The 18,042-nt window shown below is 46.4% G+C and carries 19 protein-coding genes; 17 read left to right on the forward strand and 2 right to left on the reverse strand.

Going from position 1 to position 18,042, the window contains the following annotated elements; genetic code table 11:
• Window positions 1-14: 14 nt before the first annotated feature.
• The 16 genes from ACNOGP_RS10995 (at window position 15) to ACNOGP_RS11070 (ending at window position 15,262) form a co-directional block, all read left to right on the forward strand.
• The gene (locus ACNOGP_RS10995; RefSeq protein WP_004320249.1) at window positions 15-740 is read left to right on the forward strand and encodes a hypothetical protein; all 726 of its coding nucleotides are present in this window, start codon (window positions 15-17) and stop codon (window positions 738-740) included.
• A gap of 27 nt (window positions 741-767) precedes the next feature.
• The gene (locus ACNOGP_RS11000; RefSeq protein ID WP_004320248.1) at window positions 768-1,532 is read left to right on the forward strand and encodes a DUF5045 domain-containing protein; all 765 of its coding nucleotides are present in this window, start codon (window positions 768-770) and stop codon (window positions 1,530-1,532) included.
• 12 nt (window positions 1,533-1,544) lie between these two features.
• A complete protein-coding gene (locus ACNOGP_RS11005; protein ID WP_004320247.1) occupies window positions 1,545-2,390 on the forward strand; it encodes a phage antirepressor in 846 nt (281 codons plus the stop codon).
• Window positions 2,391-2,407: 17 nt separating this feature from the next.
• On the forward strand, window positions 2,408-2,809 hold the full coding sequence (locus ACNOGP_RS11010; RefSeq protein ID WP_004320246.1) for a hypothetical protein: 402 nt from the start codon (window positions 2,408-2,410) through the stop codon (window positions 2,807-2,809).
• The gene (locus ACNOGP_RS11015) at window positions 2,809-3,939 is read left to right on the forward strand and encodes a hypothetical protein (RefSeq protein ID WP_004320245.1); all 1,131 of its coding nucleotides are present in this window, start codon (window positions 2,809-2,811) and stop codon (window positions 3,937-3,939) included. Before ACNOGP_RS11010 ends, ACNOGP_RS11015 begins: the two co-directional genes overlap by 1 nt.
• A 58-nt stretch (window positions 3,940-3,997) precedes the next feature.
• Entirely contained in the window at window positions 3,998-4,612 is a 615-nt protein-coding gene (gene traK / locus ACNOGP_RS11020) for a conjugative transposon protein TraK (RefSeq protein ID WP_004320244.1), read from the forward strand.
• Window positions 4,613-4,624: 12 nt separating this feature from the next.
• Window positions 4,625-5,044 carry a hypothetical protein gene (locus ACNOGP_RS11025; RefSeq protein ID WP_004320243.1) on the forward strand — a complete coding sequence of 140 codons (420 nt, stop codon included), beginning with the start codon at window positions 4,625-4,627 and terminating at the stop codon, window positions 5,042-5,044.
• Window positions 5,028-6,161, forward strand: coding sequence for a conjugative transposon protein TraM (gene traM, locus ACNOGP_RS11030; protein WP_004320242.1), 1,134 nt, complete (start codon window positions 5,028-5,030; stop codon window positions 6,159-6,161). Before ACNOGP_RS11025 ends, traM begins: the two co-directional genes overlap by 17 nt.
• 70 nt (window positions 6,162-6,231) lie before the next feature.
• Entirely contained in the window at window positions 6,232-7,077 is an 846-nt protein-coding gene (gene traN / locus ACNOGP_RS11035) for a conjugative transposon protein TraN (RefSeq protein ID WP_004320241.1), read from the forward strand.
• 104 nt (window positions 7,078-7,181) lie between these two features.
• Window positions 7,182-7,655, forward strand: a complete 474-nt coding sequence (locus tag ACNOGP_RS11040) for a hypothetical protein (RefSeq protein WP_128859686.1) — start codon at window positions 7,182-7,184, stop codon at window positions 7,653-7,655.
• Between the two features lie 8 nt (window positions 7,656-7,663).
• On the forward strand, window positions 7,664-8,317 hold the full coding sequence (locus tag ACNOGP_RS11045) for a hypothetical protein (protein ID WP_004320239.1): 654 nt from the start codon (window positions 7,664-7,666) through the stop codon (window positions 8,315-8,317).
• Window positions 8,318-8,383: 66 nt separating this feature from the next.
• Window positions 8,384-9,292: a fimbrillin family protein gene (locus tag ACNOGP_RS11050; protein WP_004320238.1), complete on the forward strand. Its 909-nt coding sequence runs from the start codon at window positions 8,384-8,386 to the stop codon at window positions 9,290-9,292.
• 81 nt (window positions 9,293-9,373) lie between these two features.
• A complete protein-coding gene (locus ACNOGP_RS11055) occupies window positions 9,374-11,560 on the forward strand; it encodes a type IV secretory system conjugative DNA transfer family protein (protein ID WP_121765381.1) in 2,187 nt (728 codons plus the stop codon).
• 40 nt (window positions 11,561-11,600) lie between these two features.
• Entirely contained in the window at window positions 11,601-12,098 is a 498-nt protein-coding gene (locus ACNOGP_RS11060; protein ID WP_004320236.1) for a glycoside hydrolase family protein, read from the forward strand.
• 886 nt (window positions 12,099-12,984) lie between these two features.
• Window positions 12,985-14,691, forward strand: a complete 1,707-nt coding sequence (locus ACNOGP_RS11065; protein WP_049942665.1) for a cation-translocating P-type ATPase — start codon at window positions 12,985-12,987, stop codon at window positions 14,689-14,691.
• A 67-nt stretch (window positions 14,692-14,758) separates the two neighbouring features.
• Window positions 14,759-15,262, forward strand: a complete 504-nt coding sequence (locus tag ACNOGP_RS11070) for a phosphatidylglycerophosphatase A (protein WP_004320232.1) — start codon at window positions 14,759-14,761, stop codon at window positions 15,260-15,262.
• A gap of 49 nt (window positions 15,263-15,311) precedes the next feature.
• Here ACNOGP_RS11070 and ACNOGP_RS11075 read toward each other — a convergent pair whose 3' ends face one another.
• Both ACNOGP_RS11075 and ACNOGP_RS11080 read right to left on the reverse strand, forming a co-directional pair.
• Window positions 15,312-15,989: an IS630 family transposase gene (locus ACNOGP_RS11075; RefSeq protein ID WP_121765380.1), complete on the reverse strand. Its 678-nt coding sequence runs from the start codon at window positions 15,987-15,989 to the stop codon at window positions 15,312-15,314.
• Window positions 15,905-16,306, reverse strand: a complete 402-nt coding sequence (locus ACNOGP_RS11080) for a helix-turn-helix domain-containing protein (protein ID WP_240049925.1) — start codon at window positions 16,304-16,306, stop codon at window positions 15,905-15,907. Before ACNOGP_RS11080 ends, ACNOGP_RS11075 begins: the two co-directional genes overlap by 85 nt.
• Before the next feature lie 750 nt (window positions 16,307-17,056).
• Here ACNOGP_RS11080 and ACNOGP_RS11085 point away from each other — a divergent pair.
• Window positions 17,057-17,866: a glycoside hydrolase family 25 protein gene (locus tag ACNOGP_RS11085; RefSeq protein WP_004320223.1), complete on the forward strand. Its 810-nt coding sequence runs from the start codon at window positions 17,057-17,059 to the stop codon at window positions 17,864-17,866.
• Window positions 17,867-18,042: the final 176 nt, after the last annotated feature.

The following is an 18,042-nucleotide window of genomic DNA, read 5'->3' on the forward strand; positions in this document are numbered from 1 at the left end:
GGGAGGAACAAAGAATGAGACATACCATCATCATAGCTCTCCTACTGATAACTCTCTTCCCCAAGACAGCCTTGGCGCAATGGGGCTTTGATGCGGTGTCGGTAGAAGCATACATCAACGACCACAAGATGCAGCGAAGCCTCTTGTTGGCACGAAGTACCTTGGAATACAGCAACCAACTGCTGCATGAATACAGTAGCGAGGAGGTGGGCAAGTACAAGGAACTGAACGTGGATTTGGACAAATACACCCGTGCCTTTGACATCATCGATGTGATGTACCAGTCATTGCGCACGGTGCTGAATGTGAAGAGCACCTATCAGACGGTGAGCGACCGCATCAGTGACTACAAGAACCTCTTGGAGGACTTTAATGATAAGGTCATCAAGCGGAAGCACATCGAACTGGCAGACACGATGCTCATCAGCATCAACAAGAAAGCCATCGACAACATATACAACGAGGGAAGTCAGCTCTATCATAGTGTCAACGACCTCGTGTTGTATGCCACGGGAGCGGCAGCCTGTTCCACCTCTGACCTGCTGATGGTGTTGGACAATATCAACAACTCGTTGGACCTGATAGAGAAACATCTGAACCAAGCATACTTCCAGACATGGCGGTATGTACAGCTGCGCATGGGCTACTGGAAAGAGAAAGTGTATCGCACCCGGACGAAGGAAGAGATACTCGAAGATGCCTTCAGCCGATGGAAAGTGGCAGGAAAACTTGACTATTGACGGATTGCAAACAAAAGAAGAATGAATATGAAGAAGACAATGATACTCATCATGGCGGCTGTAGCCACCATCACAGCCACAGCCCAAAGCGTAACCTACAACCACGACTCATCGAAGCAGAACCAGATAACGGTGATGGAGACGGGTGGCGGTTCTCTCACCCCTGAGTTCTATTATTGGCTGTTGCACAACAGCTACAAGAAGACGGCGGCAGAGAAGAACAAGTTGGGCTTCCGCACCCTTGCCGGCATCAACCTCTACAACCAAGTGGATGATGCGGAAAAGATAGACTCTGCCCTGACCAAGCGTGCGGAGGTGGAAGCCCTGAACGTCGCCGACCGTGAGATAGACCTTGCCTGGCTTGCCGAGAGCAGCAAAATCAACGGTCAGTTGGACAAGATGAAGGCGAACATCGACCACATCATCCCCACAGGCGGCACCATCAACGACAAACGCCGTTGGGAGGAACTGTACAATATGTACCAGTGTGCGGTGAAGTCCACTAAGGATGCCTATATGCCCAATGCGCAGAGGAAACGACAGTATCTGAGCATTTATGCCGACCTGACGGCACAGAACGAGACATTGCTCAAATATATCGTTCAGCTCAACACCCAAAGACAGACCACCGTCCTCTTGGCAGCCACCAACGACCGTGTGGTGCAGAAAGGCAGCATCATCAGCGATGCCAAGAGCCGTTGGCAGGAGAACATGAAGGGTGTGAGGAGCACGACAGGCACTGACGGCGATGATTCCAGCGGCGGCGATGGTGAAGAAAGTGTAAACAGATAAATCAGAACAGAGATGGATAACAACATTCAAATTTTCAAAAACCCAGAGTTTGGACAGATACGAACACTGGAAATGCCCGACGGTCAAGTTGGCTTCATGGGAAAGGACGTTGCTGAAGTTCTTGGGTACAAGAATCCCTCCAATGCCATTGTGAATCACGTAGATGAAGAGGACAAAACCTCATACCTAATTCAGGTATCAGGTTCCAACTACAAGGCTAACACCGTCTTTATCAACGAGTCAGGACTCTACGCGCTCATACTGTCATCCAAGATGCCCAAGGCACGTGAGTTCAAGCATTGGGTGACATCGGAGGTGCTCCCCACTATCCGCAAGCATGGTGCCTACATGACACAACAGACCATCGAGAAGGCATTGACAGAGCCAGACTTCCTGATACAGTTAGCTGTCAATCTGAAGGAAGAGCGACAGAAGCGTCTGCTTGCCGAACAGGAGTGTGAACACCAAAGGACACGCATCGTTGAGTTGGGTTCCAAGGTGGATGACCTGCAGCAGGAAGTGACGGAGATGAAGGACAAGGTGAGTTACCTTGACATCATCCTTGCCACGAAGAGCAGCGTCTTGGTCACACAGATAGCACAGGACTATGGCGAGTCGTCCATCCGCTTCAACCGACGGCTTAAGGACATGAATATCCAGTACCAGCGCGGCAAGCAGTGGATTCTCTATGCCGACTACAAGGACTGCGGTTATGTGACCAGCGAGACCTACCTCATTAAACACAAGGACGGCTCGGAAGATGTGCGCATGAACACCAAGTGGACACAGAAAGGCCGCCGCTTCCTCTATGAGAAACTGAAGAGCGTGGGAGTCATTCCTGTTATCGAAAGAACATAAAACAAAAAGAAGTAGCTATGGAATCAATATCAAAAATACAGTTGCGCCTCTATGCCGCCAAGAGAAAAAACGGCAAGTGGCAGTTGGAGATGTCGAGGATGCCGAAGCGAATCAGCGTCATCGGCAGGACACCCATCGTTGATGAGCATTATATGCCATCTGATTTACAGGTAGTTTCAATGTCAAAGCTTCACAAACATGTCGGAAGTTACTACGGCAAGATTGTGAAGACGCTCAAAGAGGAAGGAATCATCACCAAGGAATATGGGATGTGGAAACTGCGTGAAGACCTTCAGGACAAGGGCATTGCGGTTTATGTCACAGGCAGGATGCGCTGCTTCTACCACTTCTATCTGTCGTGGACACCGGAAGGCGTAGAGTTTATCAAAGAGATTATCAACCATAGAACCCAGCACTGATGGCAGACAACATACTCAGCGATTTCGGCATCAACATCCTCGAAGAGGAGATTGACGATGTGATATTCCAGACCAACGAGTTCCTGACCGATGCCACCTTCACAGGCTCACAGGGGCCATTCTGGTGGATTCTCCAAATGTGTATGGCATTGGCGGCACTATTCTCCATCATCGTGGCGGCAAGTATGGCTTACAAGATGATGGTGAAGAACGAACCATTGGACGTGATGAAACTGTTCAAGCCACTGGTGGTGAGCATCATCCTCTGTTGGTGGTACCCACCTGCTGACACAGGCATGACCAATAGCGGCAGTAGCTGGTGCGTATTAGACTTCCTATCCTATATCCCGAACTGCATCGGCAGTTACACCCACGACCTCTATGAGGCAGAGGCGACGCAAATCTCCGACAAGTTTGAGGAGGTACAGCAGTTGGTATATGTCAGGGACTCGATGTACACCGACCTCCAGGCACAGGCAGACGTGGCGCATAAGGGCACGTCAGACCCCAACCTGATAGAGGCGACGATGGAGCAGACGGGCGTGGACGAAGTGACCAACATGGAGAAGGATGCCAGCAAACTGTGGTTCACCTCACTGACGGCAGGGGCTGTGGTGGGCATCGACAAGATAGTGATGCTGATAGCCCTAATCGTGTTCCGTATCGGTTGGTGGGCAACGATATACTGTCAGCAGATATTGCTCGGTATGCTCACAATATTCGGTCCGATACAATGGGCATTTTCATTGCTGCCCAAGTGGGAAGGAGCGTGGGCGAAATGGCTGATACGCTATCTGACAGTACATTTCTACGGAGCCATGCTCTACTTCGTCGGCTTCTACGTCCTGTTGCTCTTTGACATAGTGCTCTGCATACAGGTAGAGAACCTGACGGTGATAACAGCCAGTGAGCAGACGATGGCAGCCTATCTGCAAAACTCGTTCTTCTCGGCAGGCTATCTGATGGCGGCGAGCATCGTGGCGTTGAAATGTCTGAACCTCGTGCCCGACCTTGCGGCATGGATGATACCAGAGGGCGACACTGCCTTCTCAACGAGAAACTTCGGTGAGGGCGTGGCACAACAAGCCAAAATGACGGCTACGGGAGCCATGGCGACAGTGATGAGATAACAAGTGAGTGTGCGGTGAGACACCGCACCTCCTATTGAAACAATAAAAAGTATAAATTATGGTAATCAAGAACTTAGAAAACAAAATCAAGCTGGTGGGCATTATCTGCACCGCCTTTCTGATTGGCTGCATCATCATCTCGGTGTCGAGTATCTGGACGGCACGCTGCATGGTGACGGATGCACAGCAGAAGGTGTATGTGCTGGACGGCAACGTGCCTATACTGGTGAACCGCACCACGATGGAAGAGACGCTGGATGTGGAGGCAAAGAGCCATATCGAGATGTTCCACCATTACTTCTTCACGCTTGCTCCCGATGACAAGTATATCCGTTATTCGATGGAGAAGGCGATGTATCTGGTCGATGAAACTGGTTTAGCGCAGTACAATACGCTGAAGGAGAAGGGCTTTTATAACAACATCATGGGTACGAGTGCCGTGTTCAGCATCTATTGTGACAGCATCAAGTTCAACAAGGAGAAGATGGAGTTCACCTACTACGGAAGGCAGAGGATTGAGCGAAGGAGCAACATCCTGATGCGTGAACTGGTGACGGCGGGACAGGTGAAGCGTGTGCCAAGGACGGAGAACAATCCCCACGGACTGCTCATCACGAACTGGAGAACCTTGCTCAACAAGGACATTGAGCAGAAGTCGAAGTCAAACTTCTAATATCGCAGCGGTATGAGTGTGAAAGGAATCAGACGGATGCTTGTGGGCGAAGAGATGCCCGACAAGAACGACCCCAAGTACAAGGAGCGATATGAGAAGGAGGTGGCGGCAGGGCGCAAGTTTGCCAAGACTACGAGGATAGACCGTGCGGCGGCTAAGGTGCAAGGCTTCGCCAATGCACACAAGACGCTGTTTCTCGTCGTCGTCTTTGGCTTTGTTGCCACCTGTTTCGGCATCAATATCTACAGGATGGTGCAGTACTACGGTCATCGAACGGAGGCGACAAGTGCCATTGAGCGGCAGGAAGGGCGCATACGGCAGGTGATGGATGCCGCCCATTGCACACTTCCTCCCGTGAAACATCAAGTTGGTGATGGAATCCACAAGAAGTCAAACGAATCAAAATCAGACAGCGATGAAAATAACAGATAAGATAAACTTCCGTCAGCCGAAGTACATGCTGCCAGCCATCGTGTACATCCCATTGCTTGCCACAGGCTATTTTGTCTTTGACATGTTCGATACGGAGGTGGCGAAGAAGCAGGACAAGAACCTGCAGACCACCGAGTTTCTGAACCCCAACCTGCCAAGTGCAAAGATCAGGAAGGGCGACGGCATCGGCGGCAAGTATGAGAACATGGCGAAGTCGTATGGTCGCATAGCCGACTATTCGGCTGTGGATAACATTGAGCGTGACAACGAAGAAGAGAAAGAAACGTATGAATCCAAGTACACAGAAGAAGACCTTGCGGAACTCGTCCGTCAGGCAGAAGAGAAGGACGATGCAGCCGAAGTGGCCGATGCCAAGGCGCGAGAAGCGGAAGCACTCGAAGCACTCAACAAGGCACTCGCCGAAGCGAGGCTGAGAGGACAGGCTGCTGTTGCCCCCATGGTACAGGACACCACACAGGCTGAACCTCCCAAGGAGCCGATTGAGGTGAAAGGTCAGATTGCCGAGGACAGCAAGGCGTTGGATGAGGAGGATAAGGCACAGGAGGTGGTGAAGAAGGTGAAGGTGACTTCCGACTATTTCAACACCCTGACGCAGAACGAGCATGAGCCGAAGCTCATCAAGGCCATCATTGACGAGGATGTGAAAGCTACGGACGGATCGAGAGTGCGGCTGAGATTGTTGGACGACATAGAGATTGGTGAGACCATGGTGAAGAAAGGGTCGTATCTCTATGCCACCATGAGCGGTTTCGGTTCTCAGCGAGTGAAGGGCAGCATCAACTCTATCTTGGTGGATGACGAGCTGATAAAGGTGTCGCTTTCGCTCTATGATACGGACGGACTGGAGGGCTTGTATGTCCCCGGTAGCCAGTTCCGTGAAACAACCAAGGATGTGGCGAGCGGTGCGATGCAGAGCAACATGAACATCGACCAGAGTGGAGCGAACAACAGTTTCTCGCAATGGGGAATGCAAGCCGTGACCAATGCCTACCAGAAGACGAGCAACGCCATCAGCAAGGCTATCAAGAAGAACAAGGTGAAGCTGAAGTATGGGACGTTTGTGTATCTGGTCAATGGGAAAGAGAAGAGGAAATAGACACTGCCCGATGACAAAATCATCGGGAACGGTGGCTCATCAAGTATAAACATCAATAATATCAACAATTATGAATATCATTCAGAAGATTAACGTCTGTGCATTGTTGTCGCTGAGCGTGCTTTCAGCCAAGGCGCAGACTACCTACATGGAGATGGAGCAGCTGACTGTCAACGACCAAGTGACCACCGTCATCACCGCCTCCGAACCCATCCGCTTTGTCGATATATCCACCGACAAGGTGGTGGGCGACCAACCCATCAACAACATCATCCGCCTGAAGCCCAAGGACAACGTGTATGCCGACGGCGAGGTGCTGGCGATAGTGACCATTGTGACGGAACGCTACCGCACGCAGTATGCACTGCTCTACACCACGAGGATGCAGGAGGCTGTAACCGACAAGGAGATAGAATGCTCGGAGCGCAATGCCTACAATAACCCGGCTGTGAGCCTCTCCACTGCCGACATGACCAAGTATGCGCGTCAGATATGGTCATCGGCTGCCAAGTATCGCAATGTGGCGACGAAGATGCACCGCATGGTGATGCGTCTGAACAATATCTACAGCGTGGGCGAATATTTCTTCATCGACTTCTCCGTGGAGAACAAGACCAACATCCGCTTCGACATTGACGAGATGCGCATCAAACTGTCGGACAAAAAGCAGAGCAAGGCTACCAATGCGCAGATAGTGGAGTTGACCCCAGCCCTTGTGTTGGACGATGCGAGGACCTTCAAGTACGGTTATCGCAACGTGATTGTGGTGAAGAAGATGACCTTCCCCAACGACAAGGTGCTGACCATAGAACTGTCGGAGAAGCAGATAAGCGGACGTACCATCTCGCTCAGCATCGACTATGAGGATGTGCTGTCAGCCGATTCGTTTAACCATATACTGTTGGAGGAAGAATGATGAAAATGAAGAGTGAAGAATGTAGAATGAAGAAACAACGTTCGGCGGCCAAAGGGAAAGCCAATAGGCTTGCGCATACATTATTGCTGATAGCCATCTATTTTATGGCAAGCATGACTCCGGCAATAGCGCAGCAGAATAGCGACCGCATATCCTTGGGGTTCGGCTGCCTGTATGAGCGAGGACTGGACGTGACGCTGTCTTACGAGCATGAGACGAAGTACCACAATGCGTGGGAGTATTTTGCCAATGGCTACATCAAGTGGGACGAATGCGCCTCGTGCGGTCATGTGTGTCCTGAGAGCTTCTGGAACAACTACCGCAGTTATGGTTTCGGCTTTGCCTATAAACCCTGTGTGGTGAGAGGACGCAACCACCATGGCAACATGCGCATCGGAGCATCTGCTGGTAGCGATACCGACAGGTTCTTGGGCGGCATCCACCTCGGCTATGAACATAACTACACCTTGCGCCATGGTTGGAAACTGTTTTGGCAGGTGAAGACCGACGTGATGATTAAGGGCGAAGACCTGTTTAGAACGGGTATTGTCCTGGGTGTGAAACTTCCTGTAAAATGACTATGCGTATGAAGAAGCTATTATCAATACTTGCAGTTGCGGCAACGGTGTTGCTGACTGCCTGTGACGAGCATCAGGACTTTCCCGATACTGCCATGAAGGTTACCCATATCTTGACCACTGACGGCAAGGTGATGCCCTACGAAACCTATGAGCAATCGGGCAAGCAAGCCATTGCCGTGGTGTTCAACATCAACCAGAGGGAAGAAATGGAGGGTAACGGATATGCCGTCTATCTGTGGGACATCGTTCCCGAAGCCTTTGCCGACAGCATCGGTGTAGAGCAGGACACATCCTGTGACCTCACCGCCTACGATGGTAATGCCAACACCTTTGCCCTCTATGGCACGGCCGATGTGAAGTCGCCCTTGGCAGAACGTGTCTTCGACATGTGGCGTTACGGTCAGAGTGCCTATATACCGAGCGTGGCGCAGATGCGTCTGCTCTATCATGCCAAGGACATCATCAACCCCTACATCTTGAAATGCGGCGGAACACCCATCCCCGATGAGGATGATGACTGTTGGTATTGGACTTCAACGGAGGTAGAAGGACAGGCGACCGCCAAGGCATGGCTCTACTCCCTTGGCAGCGGTGCCATACAGGAGACTCCCAAGTGGCAGCCGCATAAGGCGAGACCCATCATCACGATTATGGATTAGTCCATATACAGACATCGAGAATCACCCGTATCATCATCAAAGTACAACAATTAAAAAAGAAAAAGCATGAAAAAGAATTTGTTTCTAATGTTGGGACTTGGAGCCGTGCTCCTCACGTCCTGTGACCAAGACATCGTCAATGAGATTTACCTGCCTGGTGGCGGCGGTTCTGTGGTCGTGACCGACAGCACATCAACCAAGCAGCTTCAGGTGTTTACCAATCTGGAGATGCTGCAACCTACCGTTTCCACACGAGCCGTTGACAATCAGTGGGAACTCAATGATATGATTGGTATTTCTTCCACAGGGATGATCAACAACATGAAGTTCACCCGAAGCGGCGGCACCAATCAGTTTGTGTCAGCCAACAAGGTGTTTTTCACGGACACAGACACCCACACCTTCAATGCCTACTATCCCTATACGGCAAATCCTACCAACGATCTCATAGAGTTCCAAGTGCCGGAGGCAGCTGTACAGAGTGAGCAGAAGGTCAATGATTTCCTGTTTGCCAGTGGAACGGCATCATACGCCAATCCGAGTCTCACATTGAACTTCACCCATCAGATGGTGCGTGTCATCATCAAGGTCTATACCTCGCCCGAATACGGTTTCACTACCAACGATTTTGCAGGAAGCCTACTCACGTTCATCGGTTATTTTGACAGCGGCACTTTCAACATCAAGACCGGAAAAGTGGAATGTAGTGACGAGTCGGTGACAACCTATTATTTCGGCGACCCACAAAGTGACCACATGGAATATACGCTTTATGTTCCTGCACAGGTTATGCCAGACATGACATTGCAACTGAGTAATGGGGAGAACTTTGTATTCCTCACAAACGACACTTGGAAAGCAGGTCATTCCTACAGCTATTCATTGAAGCCTGTGCGTAACACCTTGGAGGTCATATCTGCAACTATCTCTCCGTGGACAGTAGAGTCTGAGAAGACCATCAACGGCTACGAATAAAACTCAAAAGAGGACAGAAGGGTGTCCACCGTGGCATCCTTCTTCCTTTTCTCATTATCACCCAAAATCATTGTAAAGTAAATGGAAGAAAGCAAAGAGTTACAGGGTTTTTACAAGATATTCAGGGCGGTGATTTACGTCTCCATCCTGATGGAGTTCTTCGCCTACGCACTGGAGCCGGAACAGTTGGACTTCTTGGGCGGCGTGGTGACGGACATCCACGGGCGCATCAAGCGGTGGATGATATACCATGACGGCAACCTCGTGTATAGCAAGGTGGCTACGTTCCTGCTGATATGTATCACCTGTGTAGGAACGCGCAACAAGAAACATCTGGAGTTTGACGCTCGTAGGCAGGTGCTTTATCCGCTGCTGTCGGGAGTACTGCTGATTGTGCTGTCCGTATGGCTGTTCGGTCATTCGATAATGCTCCGTTTCTATACTCTCCGTTTGAACACTTGGCTCTATATGCTCACTTCCATCGTCGGTGTTGTGTTGGTGCATATTGCCCTCGACAATATCTCCAAGTTCCTGAAGGAGGGCTTGCTGAAAGACCGCTTCAACTTCGAGAACGAGAGCTTCGAGCAATGCAGGGAATTGCAGGAGAACAAGTACAGCGTGAACATACCGATGCGCTATTACTACAAGGGTAAGTTCCGCAAGGGATGGGTGAACATCGTCAATCCGTTCCGAGGCACATGGGTTGTGGGTACTCCTGGTTCTGGTAAGACTTTTTCGATTATTGAGCCTTTCATCAGGCAGCATAGCGAGAAGGGCTTTGCCATGGTGGTGTACGACTATAAGTTTCCCACCCTCGCCACCAAACTCTACTATCATTACTTGAAGAACAAGAATGCCAAGGACAGTAAGATGCCCAATGGCATGAAGTTCAACATCATAAACTTTGTGGATGTGGAGTATTCTCGCCGTGTGAACCCTATTCAGTTGAAGTACATCAACAACCTTGCCGCAGCGAGCGAGACCGCCGAGACTCTGCTTGAATCCCTGCAAAAGGGAAAGAAGGAAGGCGGCGGTGGCAGCGACCAGTTCTTCCAGACCTCTGCCGTCAACTTCCTTGCCGCCTGCATCTATTTCTTCTGCAACTATGGCAAAGAGCCCTACGACAAGGACGGGAAGATGCTGATTGCCGAGCGGCGTGAAGACCCAAAGACGAAAAGGCTGATACCCACAGGACGGGTGTTCGACCATTCGGGCGCGGAGGTGCAGCCCGCTTATTGGTTGGGCAAGTACAGCGACATGCCACATATCCTATCGTTCCTCAATGAGAGTTATCAGACCATCTTCGAGGTACTTCAGACCGACAACGAGGTAGCCCCCTTGCTTGGCCCGTTCCAGACTGCCTTTGCCAACAAAGCCATGGAGCAGTTGGAAGGTATGATTGGCACGCTACGTGTCTATACCTCCCGTCTCGCCACCAAGGAATCTTACTGGATATTCCACAAGGACGGCGATGACTTCGACCTGAAGGTCAGTGACCCGAAGAATCCAAGTTATCTGCTCATTGCCAACGACCCCGAGATGGAGAGCATCATCGGTGCACTGAATGCCTTGATTCTCAACCGCCTTGTAACGAGGGTGAATACAGGACAGGGCAAGAACGTTCCTGTCAGCATCATCGTCGATGAGTTGCCGACCTTGTATTTCCACAAGATAGACCGACTGATAGGCACAGCCCGAAGCAACAAGGTGAGCGTGGCACTTGGCTTTCAGGAACTTCCGCAGTTGGAAGCCGATTATGGCAAGGTGGGTATGCAGAAAATCATCACCACCGTGGGCAATGTGGTGAGCGGTTCGGCAAGAGCCAAGGAAACCCTCGAATGGCTGTCGAGTGACATCTTCGGTAAAGTAGTGCAACTCAAAAAGGGCGTGACCATCGACCGTGACAAGACCTCCATCAACCTCAATGAGAATATGGACAGCCTGGTGCCTGCAAGCAAAATCTCCGATATGCCCACAGGTTGGATATGTGGACAGACCGCCCGTGACTTCGTAGTCACCAAGACCGGGATGAACGGAAGCATGAACATCCAGGAGAGCGAGGAGTTCAAGACATCCAAGTTCTACTGCAAGACCGACTTCGATATGACGGAAATAAAGAAGGAGGAATCGGAGTATGTCCCTCTCCCTAAGTTCTATAAGTTCAAGTCGAAAGAAGAGCGAGAGCGCATCCTCTACAAGAACTTCGTTCAGGTTGGTGAGGACGTGAAAGCCATGATCAAGGAGATACAATTATTCAAGTCAATGTAGTATTCAACAAAACCAAGAGAATGAACATAAGAACAACAGCATGATACGACCTATCACAATAATTCTGTTGAGCATATTATCCACTTGCCCTGTACCCTGTCACAGTCAGCAACCAGATAGGGTACTTTTTGAACGTCTTGTCACCTCGACAAAATATTTTGAGGGATGGCATACGCAAAGCAAAACGCCTGGGCATGTCGGATATGGTCACAAGATTCAACAAGGAGAACATTTCCGCAATTCACTGACTCGCCGACAGGCGGATTCCCTGTTAAGAAGTGACCTTATACAGCACTATCGTCTATATTCGCGATATGGTAAGGATGCCTATCTTCTCGCAGCTCTTTCATACCAAATAGGTCCTGCAAAGTTGTTGGGCAATACGAGATATCCAAAGTCAACCTTGCTCATCCGTTTGGAGAAAGGTGAAAGGCAAATTCTGCCTCTCTATTTGAAGTTTTGCAAGTGGAAAGGGAAAGCCATACCTTCTATCCGAAGAAGACGATTGGTAGAGTATAATTTGCTCTTCTCTCCATAGTTCTTTATTTTGTCCTCACTTTATATATTGATCAGAGTGGCACATGCCTGTATGTGCAGATACTTGGGCTTAGATGTGCACATACTTTGCCATTTATGTGCACATACTTTATGATGGCATAATAAGTGTTTTTTTTGACAATATGGCTTTTTGACGGATTAAGTGGCTCAAATTTGATGTTATTAAGCACCTTTTCTTATACAAAAATTCGGAATACGGTAATTTTTATAGTTAATTCGTGTTAATTTTAAGATTTGTACAAAAATTTCTTTTCGGTTGTTATCATCTAATTCAAAAATTATGCGTACCTTTGCACTTGGACTATTAGCCTTTCGCTCTATCTGTCGCAGTTAGACGTGTTCTTACATGGCATTAGCGAGGCAGCCTACGCCGTGCTGAGTATGGCGGAGTCACATGATGACAAAGCAATACAAAGCGGGCATTGGGTGGGAAAGATAGTCCAGACATAATGAAGGCGTTTACTTGACGCTGTGTTTGAGACGGTCTGTAATCTAGCAAGTCACAGAAATGTTTGGTCTTGAACGTAGCAACGGTAGATGTCCCGGGTGTGATTATATCACTCCTGCGGAGACCTTGTAAGCACGAATTGTACCTTTTCGGGTGCAATAAAATTGTTTATATAGGTCTCCCAAAAGTAGCGCAAACCGAAAGCGGAACCGCCAAGCTGGCTTGAGCGTTTTGCTGAGTTGTCGCCTACTTTATGCAATGGAGCGATTACTCATATCGGCGTGGGCTCTGACGTTGTCTGTTCAACCAAAATAGGCAATTGCTAGAGCCTCAGACCGTGGGACGGACAACAGGACGATCTCCGTATTCTATGCTCAAGACTAATAACCTTGTTCGTAAAATGCACGCTTGTGAGACTATGGGTGCAACAACAGTTATCTGCACTGATAAAACAGGCACTCTTACACAGAACAAAATGCAGGTTAAGGAGTGTACTTTTGGGAAATTAACTCCAGAATTGGCAGAAGGAATTGCTGTAAACTCTACTGCATCACTCGATTTCTCAGAAAGCCAACCAAGACCTATTGGTAATCCTACGGAAGGCGCATTACTCTTGTGGTTGCATACCAACAAATATGATTATCGTCGTCTTAAAGAAGCATCTAACACAAAGAATGAAATTCCATTCTCTACTGAAAGAAAATACATGTCAACCACAGTTTTTTCAGCAGTAACTAATAGGGAAGTTACATATACTAAGGGTGCTCCTGAGATAGTCTTTGGCATGTGTGATTCTTCCGATATTGACGAGGTCACTCTGAAGGAATCACTTCAGAAATATCAAGATAGTGCTTATCGTACACTTGGTTTTGCCATAGACAAGCACTTCGTAGGTGTAGTTGCTATTGAAGATCCTGTCAGAGAAGATGTTCCTGATGCAGTTAAAGAATGTATGAATGCTGGTATAATGGTCAAGATAGTAACTGGTGATACTCCTGGAACTGCAAAGCAAATTGGTCGTGAAATTGGCTTATGGGCCGATGCCGACACCGATCGTAACATAATAACAGGTACAGAACTTGCAGAACTTTCTGATGAGAAGTTGCAAGAGTGTGTACTTGATTTGAAGATTATTGCTCGTGCACGTCCAATGGACAAAAAACGTCTTGTTGAAGCACTACAAGCACGCAATCAAGTAGTCGCAGTTACCGGTGATGGTACAAATGATGCTCCAGCACTGCATCAGGCAAATGTTGGTCTGTCGATGGGTGCAGGAACTGCTGTTGCAAAAGAAGCATCTGATATTACAATCATCGATAACTCATTCTCTAGCATTGGCAAGGCTGTAATGTGGGGGCGTTCTCTATACAAGAATATCCAGCGTTTCTTGCTTTTCCAGCTCACAGTGAACGTAACAGCTTGCTGTATTGTTTTTGTGGGTGCATTGGTCGGAAAGGATTCTCCTTTGACCGTAACTCAGATGCTCTGGATCAACCTCATTATGGACACATTCGGTGCGATGGCATTGGCATCATTGCCTCCTTCAAAGGATGTAATGAAAGACAAACCTCGTAAGCGCGGAAGTGAACATGTAAATAAAATTGGAAACTGGGCATATTTTAAGGAGCAGTGGAAGCTTGGTGCATTTATCATCAACAAGCCTATGCTTGGCGAGATTCTTAGTGTTGGCATATTCTTCTTTGTATTGTTGTTTGCCTTCTTGCTTATATTCCAGCACGCTGACATCAATAGCATGACTGACTTTTTGAATATTCATTTCTCAGGCAATGGCGAAGTTTCTCATTACGAACAAACGTTGCTATTCTCAATCTTTGTATGGACTCACTTCTTCTATCTGTTTAATGCACGTGCTTTTGAAACAGGTGAAAGCGTCCTTTTGAATTTGTTCAGCAAAAAGTTCTGGAGCAAGGGCTTCTGGACTATCGTATGTGTAATTGTCTTCGGTCAGTTACTCATTACTGAAGTGATGTTTAAGTTCTTCAATGTTGAGCCAATGCTGCATAATGCAGAGCATCCTAATGGTTGGTTAGATCTGCTAATTATCATTGGTTTCTCATCTCTTGTTCTTTGGATAAGAGAAATCTGGCAATTGTTTAAGAAATAGTTCATCTGGTTAAGGAGGCAGAGCTATAAACTCTGCCTCTTTTTTCAATATGGTTATAGAATAGAAAATGAGTAATAACATTAATCATCCATTAGGTGATGCACCATGGTTTCACGTTATATTATCAACAGGATTTGGTGCAGGCTTTGTCCCGATTGCCCCAGGAACAGCAGGAGCATTAGTTGCACTTGCTTTATGGTGGGCAGGGTACAAGTTTTTACCTGTAGATGTTTTATTTTGGGTTACACTGATAACAACAATCGCTGTAACTGTTGTTGGGGCTTGGACTTCTAATATTATGGAAAAATATTGGGGGGAAGATCCAAGAACTGTAGTTATTGATGAATTTATAGGTATCTGGATTCCTGCTCTTGTTGCTCCTTGTGGAGAAAACACATGGTTATTGGCGATATTGGGATTTGTTGCTTTTAGAATCATTGACATCTTCAAGCCATTAGGATGTCGATGGGTTGATCAGAATGTGAAAGGCGGTTGGGGCGTAATGTTAGATGATGCTCTCGCAGGTTTTTACTCTCTGATAATTTGTCTCATTGTCAAACAGTTTTTGTAAATGAAATCTTATAAATATCATATAGGTAAGTAACTGTTCAAAATTAATTTTATACGTATGAATAATTCACAAATAAGTTCGTACCTACAGATGCGAGAGCTCTGTTCGTACAATAGAAGAGCGAGTCCTTAGTATTGTAATCAGCAGGTCTTATCCATTTGCCTTTCAATATGCGCCACAGAGTTTCGGCTGGATTAAGTTCCGGAGAGTATGGTGGAAGATAGAAAAGGAATAATCCTCTGTCCTCCCATATTTTTCTCATTTCCTTTATCTTCCGATTTCTATGGACAGAAGCATTGTCAAGAACAACTACCGTTTTCTTCTCAACCTTAAAAGAGAACCTGTCAAGGTAATCCACAATCCTGTCTGCATTGATGGATTCCTGTGTCGTAAAGCCTTTATACTGATTTCTTCGGGTAATCATACCAAAGATATTAAGTCTTGCGGCTTTCTCGGATGGAATATAGACATACTCATCTTTGAACTGCCATCCGTAAGGTACATAACCATCGGTACATACATGACTTTCATCAGCATAATAAAGTTCTATTTTACCTTTGGAATCAAGGCTTTCAAGTTCTTGCAACTTCTCTTTCTTGTATGAGTAGAGTTGCGGTGAGGGGGTACCCCTTGGGCGTTTCCTTATTCGCTTATATCTTGCACCAATGCTCCTAAAAAACGTTTGAAGGTAATGTCGCTGGCTTTTTTGCCGGAAGCTTTTTCCCAGGCTTCACGTGCTTTTGATACACTCTGACGGTCTTCCTCTATAGCCTTACGGACTAATTCCTCATCAGAACAATCCATTATTGGTTTACGACCTTGACCGGGACGTGTTTCCAAGCCTTTGATACCATTTTCTTTATAACGTTTTATCCATGCGTATACTGTTGGTATTGTCACATCGAATATTTCAGCTATTTCTGAAGCTGATTTTCCTGACGACTTCAACAATATGGATTTGCATCTGATACGATAGTTATGAGTAGGCTCATTATGATAGCCTTTCTCTAATTTGAGGCGATCAGCCTCACTTAATTCGAGCACTTTAATATGTTTCATGATTTACATGTTGCAATAACATGATACAATATTAATATTTTGTGCTGAATATAAAAATATTTTAGATCACTTACTTATATTAATACTAATAATACTTCTTGTTTTAACGATACCTTATGCATGGAAGTTAGTACAGATATTATTCTTTCCTAAGCATGTTAAGATATGGCAGCAACTATCCTTGTTCCAATGGGTTGCTATAGGATTCGTTGGGTATTCTTTCATGAGACGATTTCTAAATAAGAATGCCTTATGGCTTGAGACTTTCACGCATGAACTGACACATATTGTTGTGGCAATGCTATTCCTTCGTAAGGTGCATTCTTTTCATGCAGAAGAAGGTTCTGGTGTAGTATATACGAGCGGACAATCAAATAACATGATTCCACCAATGGCATTGGCTCCATATTGCTTACCGATATACACTTTCCTGTTATTATCTGTACGATGTCTAATGAACTTTCACGGAATGTGGATATTTGATATAATAATAGGTGTAAGCCTGTCTTTTCATGTAAATTGCTTTATTCATCAAACTGGTAAATATCAAACCGATATAAATCATCACCCTTTGTTGTTTTCATATCTGTTTATATACGTTGCTCGACTAATTAACTGCTGTATTATACTTGTGGCATTCTTCCCTCATTACAATGTGTTTACGTCATTCTGGAGATTGTTGAATGCTCAGTATGACAACATTATATATTTCTGGTCGCTTCTTTTTTGATTTATATGGCAAAAAAATATCGGAGAAAGTCAAGAAAAAAAGAAAATAAAGGGTTATTTTATTGCATTAAAAGGAGATATATAAAATTCCTACACCGTATTCGACCATTGTCTATATGTACATTGTGTGTCACCATATTTTGTGCTATATGGCATCTTTATAATAATATAAAAATTGCTTATCCACAGAAAGAACGTACAACAATTTTTTCAGACGACTATAATGGTATAGATGTCTCTAAGTATCAAGGAAAAATAGATTGGGAAAAAGTCGCTTCTGACCCCAAAATACAATTTGTATATATAAAGGCAACTGAAGGTGCGAGGCAAGTAGATAATAAGTATCATGATTATGTGGATGATGCAAGAAAAGAAGGCCTCAAGATAGGTAGCTATCATTATTTCATCGGCAGAAAACCTGCGAAAGACCAGTTCCGCAATTTTAAGAAGCATATAGACAAACACACGCAGGATTTGATTCCAATGGTTGATGTTGAAGAAGCAGGAAATAGCTCTATTTCTAGAGACGAACTCCAACGTAAGTTGAATGAATTCATGCAACTTGTTAAATCAGAGTATGGCAAATATCCTCTACTGTACAGTCAATATGGTTTTTACAAGGAAAAATTGTCTCCTGAATTTGATAAATATTTCCTCTTTATTGCTAGATATGGGAAGAATCCACCGACTCTTAACAGCTTTGGAAGACACAATATTTGGCAATACACAGAGAAAGACGAAATCCATGGTGTCAAGGGATATGTGGATCTTGACAGATTCTGTAATGGAACCACGCTTTCTGATATAGAATTATAAAGCTGGATGTAATTGTTTGTTCATATTGCGAAAACATCCTAATCAACTTTGAACGCAGTGGAGACTGAGACTTATGACAAATGGAAATGTCAGAATTTTGGACTGTAGTATTTTTTTGCTGCGGTATAATGTATATACCTCTTTGGGGCGATTGGTGACTTCTGTATGGAAGAATG

The organism is Bacteroides difficilis, assembly GCF_048319815.1.
Classification (GTDB): Bacteria; Bacteroidota; Bacteroidia; order Bacteroidales; family Bacteroidaceae; genus Bacteroides; species Bacteroides zhangwenhongii.

Excerpts from the sequence above, each read along its gene's own strand:
- ACNOGP_RS11060 (WP_004320236.1), top strand. The coding sequence starts at position 11,601 with ATGATACGACCTATCACAATAATTCTGTTGAGCATATTATCCACTTGC.
- ACNOGP_RS11045 (WP_004320239.1), top strand. The coding sequence starts at position 7,664 with ATGAAGAAGCTATTATCAATACTTGCAGTTGCGGCAACGGTGTTGCTG.
- ACNOGP_RS11055 (WP_121765381.1), top strand. The coding sequence starts at position 9,374 with ATGGAAGAAAGCAAAGAGTTACAGGGTTTTTACAAGATATTCAGGGCG.
- ACNOGP_RS11015 (WP_004320245.1), top strand. The coding sequence starts at position 2,809 with ATGGCAGACAACATACTCAGCGATTTCGGCATCAACATCCTCGAAGAG.
- traN (WP_004320241.1), top strand. The coding sequence starts at position 6,232 with ATGAATATCATTCAGAAGATTAACGTCTGTGCATTGTTGTCGCTGAGC.
- ACNOGP_RS11025 (WP_004320243.1), top strand. The coding sequence starts at position 4,625 with ATGAGTGTGAAAGGAATCAGACGGATGCTTGTGGGCGAAGAGATGCCC.
- ACNOGP_RS10995 (WP_004320249.1), top strand. The coding sequence starts at position 15 with ATGAGACATACCATCATCATAGCTCTCCTACTGATAACTCTCTTCCCC.
- ACNOGP_RS11070 (WP_004320232.1), top strand. The coding sequence starts at position 14,759 with ATGAGTAATAACATTAATCATCCATTAGGTGATGCACCATGGTTTCAC.
- ACNOGP_RS11010 (WP_004320246.1), top strand. The coding sequence starts at position 2,408 with ATGGAATCAATATCAAAAATACAGTTGCGCCTCTATGCCGCCAAGAGA.
- ACNOGP_RS11065 (WP_049942665.1), top strand. The coding sequence starts at position 12,985 with ATGGGTGCAACAACAGTTATCTGCACTGATAAAACAGGCACTCTTACA.
- ACNOGP_RS11040 (WP_128859686.1), top strand. The coding sequence starts at position 7,182 with ATGGCAAGCATGACTCCGGCAATAGCGCAGCAGAATAGCGACCGCATA.
- ACNOGP_RS11085 (WP_004320223.1), top strand. The coding sequence starts at position 17,057 with ATGGCAAAAAAATATCGGAGAAAGTCAAGAAAAAAAGAAAATAAAGGG.
- ACNOGP_RS11050 (WP_004320238.1), top strand. The coding sequence starts at position 8,384 with ATGAAAAAGAATTTGTTTCTAATGTTGGGACTTGGAGCCGTGCTCCTC.
- traK (WP_004320244.1), top strand. The coding sequence starts at position 3,998 with ATGGTAATCAAGAACTTAGAAAACAAAATCAAGCTGGTGGGCATTATC.
- ACNOGP_RS11000 (WP_004320248.1), top strand. The coding sequence starts at position 768 with ATGAAGAAGACAATGATACTCATCATGGCGGCTGTAGCCACCATCACA.
- traM (WP_004320242.1), top strand. The coding sequence starts at position 5,028 with ATGAAAATAACAGATAAGATAAACTTCCGTCAGCCGAAGTACATGCTG.
- ACNOGP_RS11005 (WP_004320247.1), top strand. The coding sequence starts at position 1,545 with ATGGATAACAACATTCAAATTTTCAAAAACCCAGAGTTTGGACAGATA.